We start from the raw sequence: 6,023 nt of genomic DNA, 5'->3' as shown, positions 1-6,023 counted from the left end.
ATGGGTCGACATCGGTCTCTACCTGCAAACGCTCATGCTGCTGCTCCGCGCCGAGGGCCTGCACAGCTGCCCGCAGATGGCGTGGTCGGTGTACCCGCTGCCCGCCCAGTCCGCCAGCTCCGCGAGGGTGCCGCGGCGGATCTCCTCGTAGGTCTTGGTCAGCTCGCGGCACACCGCCGCGCGCCGCTCCCCGCCGAGCACCTCCACGGCGTCGGCCAGCGCGTCGGCGAGCCGGTGCGGCGCTTCGAAGAACACGCAGGTCCGCTCTTCCGCGACCAGCCGGCCGAACCAGCGCCGCCGCTCCCCCTGCTTGCGCGGCGGGAAGCCGTCGAAGCAGAAGCGGTCGGACGGCAGCCCGGACACCGCCAGCGCGGTGGTGACCGCGGACGGCCCCGGCAGGCAGGTCACCGGCAGCTGCGCCTCGATGCACGCCGTCACCAGCCGGTACCCGGGGTCGGACACGCTGGGCATGCCGGCGTCGGTGACCAGCAGGACCGTGCGTCCCTCGCGCAGAGCGTCGAGCAGCATCGGGGCTCGTGCGGACTCGACGGCCTCGTAGTAGCTGACGACCTTGCCGGTCAACGCGACTTCGAGGGAGCTGGCCAGCGCCCGGACCCTGCGGGTGTCCTCGGCGGCGACGACGTCGGCCGAGCCGAGCGCCTCGATCAGCCGCGCGGAGGCGTCGCGGATGTCCCCGAGGGGCGTGGCGGCGAGCAGCAACGTGCCGGAGTCCATGACCGCCAAGCCTAATGACGACAGCACCCCGGTTCCCCGCCGGTCATCACCCCGACGCGCCCCGGCATGTCGGGCCGACGACACGCCCGTGGACCGCAGTTTCAATTGAAACTGCGGAACCCAGGCACGGGAAATCGCAGTTTCAATTGAAACTGCGAGCCCCCGGTACGAGCGACCTGCCCCGTCGCCGGACCGGGAGGAGCTCTTGTCTCCTACGATCGGGGGTCGTGAGCGTCCTCGTCCCCAATCCCGGTGGCCGCAGCGCCGACGACCTCGTCCCCGTCGGCCGCACACCACCGGCGCGGCAACCGGGCGAGAGCGATCCGCTCCCGCTGCTGGACGTGACGATGCCCTCCGATCGGCTCCGCGGCTGGCTCGTCACCCTCGCGATCACGCTGGTCGCCGTGGTCGTGCGGCTGTGGGACCTCGGCCGGGCGACCAACGAGGGCACGCCGGTCTTCGACGAGAAGCACTACGTGCCGCAGGCGTGGCAGATGCTGCGCAACGGCGGCTACGAGGACAACCCCGGTTACGAGCTCGTCGCGCACCCGCCGGTCGGCAAGCAGATGATCGCGATCGGCGAGTGGCTGCTGGGCTACAACCCGTGGGGCTGGCGGATCGTGGCCGCGCTGAGCGGCGCGCTGATGGTGCTGCTGGTCGTGCGCATCGCCCGCCGGATGACGCGCTCCACGATGCTCGGCGCGATCGCCGGCATCCTGCTGATCTGCGACGGGGTCAGCCACGTGCAGTCCCGCGTCGGGATGCTCGACATCTTCCAGGCGATGTTCCTGCTGGCCGCGTTCGCCTGCCTGCTGGTGGACCGCGACCAGGTGCGCAGCCGGATGTGGCAGGTCTGCGTGGACGGCAGGCTGGCCGACAGCCGCTGGGGTCCGCGGCTGGGGTTCCGCTGGTGGCGGTTCGGCGCGGGGCTGATGCTCGGGCTGGCCTGCGGCGTCAAGTGGAACGGCATCTACTACATCATGGCGTTCGGCCTGCTCAGCGTGATCTGGGATGCGCTGGCCCGGCGTTCGGCCGGGGTGCCGCGCCCGTGGCGGGCCGCGCTGCTGCGCGACACCGCGCCCGCGCTGTGGTCGCTGGTGGCGATCCCGCTGCTGGTGTACTTCGGCACCTGGGCGATGTGGTTCGCCAGCGAGACGGCCACCGACCGGCACGCCGTGCTCCTCCACGACGACGTCGGCGCCGGGTTCCTGCCGGATCCGCTGCGGTCGCTGATCTTCTACCAGCTCAACGTGCTGGACTTCCACACCCACCTGGTGACGCCGAAGACGCCGCACCCGTGGGAGTCCAAGCCGTGGGCGTGGCCGATGGGCATGCGCCCGATGCTCTACTACTACGAGTCCGGGATGCCGGGCTGCGGCCGGGCCAACTGCGTCGAGGCGACGATGCTGATCGGCACGCCGGCGATGTGGTGGCTGTCGCTGCCGGTCGCGGGCTGGGCGGTCTGGCGGGCGACGAGCCGGATGGACTGGCGCTACGCCGCGGTGCTGGTGGGCTACGGCGCGGGCTACCTGCCGTGGTTCCTCAACCTGGACCGCCAGATGTACTACTTCTACGCGACGCCGCTGGCCCCGTTCCTGGTCCTGGGCATCGTGCTGGTGCTGGGCGAGGTCCTCGGCACCCGGCAGCACAACTTCGAACGGCGCCGGACCGGCCTGCTCGCGGTGGCCCTGTACGTGGGCCTGGTGGTCGCGAACTTCATCTGGCTCTGGCCGGTCCTCAACGGCGACCCGATCACCCCGGAGCACTGGCAAGCGGAGCTCTGGCTCCCCTCCTGGCGCTGAGGGCCGGTTTCGCGAGACCCCCGAGCTCGCGAGACCGGCGGCGGTCGAAATCGACGCCTCAAGCGCGGGGTTCCCAGCGGAACCAGGTGCGGGAGAGCAGCGCCAACACGGCCGTCCAGGCCAGGAGGGAACCGAGGGCCGGGAGGACGTCCAGCGCGCTTGCGCCGGTCATCGCCGCGCGTGCCAGGTCCATCACGCCGCTGCTGGGCACGAGGTACATCTGCGGCGCGACCTCGGCGCTCATCGACAGCCACACCGCTCCGCCGATCAGCACCATGAACCAGGGCATGGTGGTGATCTGCGCCTGTTCCGAGCTCGCGGTCCAGGCGCTGGTGGCCGCGCCCGCTGCCAGGGACATCGCGGTCCCGAGCAGCACGGCCAGCACCAGCGGGAGCGGGTTGACCGGGGTCGGGGCGCCCATGGCGAAGGCGATGGCGATCACCACCGCGGTTTGCGCGAGTCCCAGCAGGACCACCGGTAGCAGCAGCCCGCCCAAGACCACCGCGTCCGACACCTCTCCGCTGCGCAGCCGCTTGAGGTAGCGGTCCTCGCGGCGGCTGGCCAGGGTCGCGGTCGTGGTGAAGTAGACGGTGAAGCCCTGGACGGCCAGCAGCTGCATGCCCAGCGCTCCGGCCCAGGCGAGCGGGCCCGCGCCGTCGGGGATGTGGTTGGCCAGCGCGAATCCGAGCAGCAGCGGCACGGTCGTCGCGCTGAGCAGCACGGCCTTGTTCCGCGACAGCAGCTTCCACTCCGTGCGCCCGAGGGCGAGAACAGCCGAAGTCATGCGACCAGTGCCTCCTCCCGGACGCCCTGGAAGACGTCCTCCAGCGATGCGTGGTGTGCGCGCAGACCGCTCAGCTCGAACCTGCCGTCCGCCCACGACAGCAGTGCGTGCAGGTCCTGTTGCAGGTCGGGGGTGCGGACCTCGACGTGCGTGCCGGTCACGGTCGCCGTCCCGGCCAGCGGTGGGAGCACCGCGTCGCGCTGGACGTCGAAGGTGATCCGCGCGCGGTGCGCGGCCAGCACGTCGACCAGCCGTCCGGACACCGCGATCCGCCCCTCGTGCATGATCGCCAGCCGGTGCGCGAGCCGTTCGGCCTCTTCGAGGTAGTGCGTGGTCAGCAGGACGGTGGTGCCGCGCGCGAGCAGTCCGCGCACCAGGTCCCAGGTGGCGCGGCGGGATTCCGGGTCCATCCCGGTGGTCGGCTCGTCGAGGAACAGCAGGTCCGGATCGCCGAGCAGGGCGAGCGCCAGGTCGAGGCGACGGCGCTCGCCGCCGGAGAGCTGCCGGACGCGCACCGCGCGCCGCCCGGCCAGCCCGACCGCGGCCAGCGATTCGTCCACATCGGACGGACGGCTGGTCAGCGCGCTGCCCAGTTCCGCCGCTTCGAGCACCGTGAGGTCCCCGGCGAAACCGCCTTCCTGCAGCATGATGCCGATGCGGCGGCGGATCGAGCGGTCCTGCCGCGGGTCCTCCCCGAAGACCCGCACGACTCCGCCGCTCGGCTCCCGGTGCCCTTCGATGGTCTCCAGCGTGGTCGTCTTTCCGGCGCCGTTCGTGCCGAGCAGGGCGAACAGCTCACCGGCCTGCACGTCGAAGTCGATCCCCCGGACGGCCTCGAACTCGCCGTAGCGGCAGCGCAAGCCCTGCACGCTGATCACTGGTGTCGTCATGGGAACCAGCGTCGCCGGGGCGGAAGTGCGCCGGTAGCGCGTTCCGTCAGCGCTCGGGCGCAGTTCTGTCAGCGAAATCGATGACTCATGTCATTTCGATCGGCCGATCGCCGGGAATGTCCGATGCTGTACCCGTGACGACCCCCGAGTTCGACCCCCGCCGCATCCGGCGCCTGCGCCGGTACACGTGGTGGTCGATCGTGCCGATGCAGCCGTTCTACGTGCTGGCCCCGCTGCTCCTCCTGCTGGTCGGAGCGTCGGAGGGCCGCTACAGCACCGTCGAGGTCGTGCTGCTTGCGGTGGTCGCGGTGCTGGCCGCGATCGACGGCACGTGGATGGCCACCAGCCTCATGCAGGGCCTCGGGCACGGGAAGCACCGCCCGGTGGTGCACGTCGTGGTGTTCGCCGCCGCGCTGGCCGCGATGGCCTACACGATGCACAAGGACGGCAGCGGTGCGCTGTGGTCGATGGTGGTCAGCGGCCTGGCCGGGGTGCACGTCTCGGCCGCGCCGTACCGGCTGCGCTGGCCGCTGGCGATCGGCACCGCGCTGGCGGTGGCGGTGATCGGCACGTTCGCGAGTTCGCCGGACGACCCGCTGCGCGGGCTGATTCCCGGCGTCTTCACCGCCGTCCTGGTGTCCATCGTGATGTCGCTGGTGCTGGCCGCGGTGTGGTTCTGGGACATCGTGCTCGAGCTCGACCGGGCGCGGACGGTCAGCGCCGAGCTGGCGGTCGCCAACGAGCGGCTCCGGTTCGCCGCCGACCTGCACGACATCCAGGGCCACCACCTGCAGGTGATCGCGTTGAAGGGCGAGCTGACCGAGCGCCTGGTCGGCCACGACGACGCGGCGGCGCGCGCACAGGCCGCCGAGATCGCCGAACTCGCCCGCACCGCGCTGAAGGACACCCGCGACGTGGTGCACGGCTACCGCGGCAGCAAGCTGACCGCCGAGCTCGACAACGCCCGCGAGATCCTGGAAGCCGCCGGAGTCAAGACCACTGTGGACGGTGATGCGACGGCGGTGCCGCCACCGCTGCAACCGCTGTTCGGCGCGCTGGTGCGCGAGGGCACGACGAACGTCCTGCGCCACTCGCGCGCGGAGAACTGCCGGCTCAGCATCGCCGTCGAGGGTGCGCGCACCAGCATCGTGCTGCGCAACGACCGCGTGAAACCGCCGAACGGAGAGGCGGGTTCGGGCATCGACGGGTTGCGCCAGCGGTTCAGCACGATGGGCGGCCACGTCGAGGCGAGGCTGGTGGACGATTGGTTCGAACTGCGCGGAACCGCCGCGGAACCGGGGAGGACGTCGTGATCCGAGTGGTGCTGGCCGACGACGAGGACCTGATCCGAGGTGCCCTCGCGGCGCTGCTGGACCTGGAACCGGACCTGTCCGTCGTCGCCCAGTGCAGCAACGGCGCGGAGGGGGTCCGCGCGGTGCGCGAGCACGCGCCGGACGTCGCGGTGTTCGACCTGGAGATGCCCGAGCTCGACGGCGTGCAGGCCGCCCGCCAGATCGGCGCGGAGGTGCCGGTCGTGCTGGTCACCCGGCACGCGCGCCCCGGCGTCCTGAAACGCGCCCTGCAGGCGGGGATCCGCGGTTTCGTCCCCAAGACGACGCCCGCATCGCGCTTGGCGGTGATCCTGCGCGACGTGCACGACGGCGGTCGCTACATCGACCCGGAGATCGCGGCCAGCGCGCTCACCAGCGACGCCTGCCCGCTCACCGACCGGGAGCTGGAACTGCTCACCCACACCCTCCAGGGCGGCACGATCGCCACCATCGCGACGGCGGTCCACCTCGCCCCGGGCAC

6 protein-coding genes are annotated in these 6,023 nt (G+C 71.6%); 3 read left to right on the top strand and 3 right to left on the bottom strand.

Translation table 11 applies throughout. The features are described from left to right. Positions 1-18: 18 nt before the first annotated feature. Positions 19-735: a 16S rRNA (cytidine(1402)-2'-O)-methyltransferase gene (gene rsmI, locus ABTZ89_RS34415; RefSeq protein ID WP_351052731.1), complete on the bottom strand. Its 717-nt coding sequence runs from the start codon at positions 733-735 to the stop codon at positions 19-21. Positions 736-1,082: 347 nt separating this feature from the next. Between rsmI and ABTZ89_RS34410 the strand changes: the two genes are divergently transcribed. Next, the gene (locus tag ABTZ89_RS34410) at positions 1,083-2,537 is read left to right on the top strand and encodes a dolichyl-phosphate-mannose--protein mannosyltransferase (protein WP_270948646.1); all 1,455 of its coding nucleotides are present in this window, start codon (positions 1,083-1,085) and stop codon (positions 2,535-2,537) included. A gap of 58 nt (positions 2,538-2,595) precedes the next feature. Here the strand turns inward: ABTZ89_RS34410 and ABTZ89_RS34405 are convergent, their stop codons facing one another. After that, positions 2,596-3,321: an ABC transporter permease gene (locus ABTZ89_RS34405; protein ID WP_351052728.1), complete on the bottom strand. Its 726-nt coding sequence runs from the start codon at positions 3,319-3,321 to the stop codon at positions 2,596-2,598. Then, positions 3,318-4,211 carry an ABC transporter ATP-binding protein gene (locus tag ABTZ89_RS34400; protein ID WP_351052726.1) on the bottom strand — a complete coding sequence of 298 codons (894 nt, stop codon included), beginning with the start codon at positions 4,209-4,211 and terminating at the stop codon, positions 3,318-3,320. The genes ABTZ89_RS34405 and ABTZ89_RS34400 overlap by 4 nt, the downstream gene beginning before the upstream one ends. Positions 4,212-4,345: 134 nt before the next feature. Between ABTZ89_RS34400 and ABTZ89_RS34395 the strand changes: the two genes are divergently transcribed. Together ABTZ89_RS34395 and ABTZ89_RS34390 are read left to right on the top strand one after the other, a co-directional pair. Next, positions 4,346-5,524 (top strand): sensor histidine kinase, encoded by a 1,179-nt coding sequence (locus ABTZ89_RS34395; RefSeq protein ID WP_351052723.1) that lies wholly within the window; start codon positions 4,346-4,348, stop codon positions 5,522-5,524. Next, positions 5,521-6,023, top strand: a 503-nt coding sequence (locus ABTZ89_RS34390) for a response regulator (protein WP_351052720.1), incomplete at its 3' end; no start/stop codon positions are given. The genes ABTZ89_RS34395 and ABTZ89_RS34390, both read left to right, overlap by 4 nt.

This window comes from Saccharopolyspora sp. NPDC002686 (assembly GCF_040295745.1).
Lineage (GTDB): Bacteria > Actinomycetota > Actinomycetes > Mycobacteriales > Pseudonocardiaceae > Saccharopolyspora > Saccharopolyspora oryzae.
This window is presented reverse-complemented; position numbering and strand designations above follow the sequence as displayed.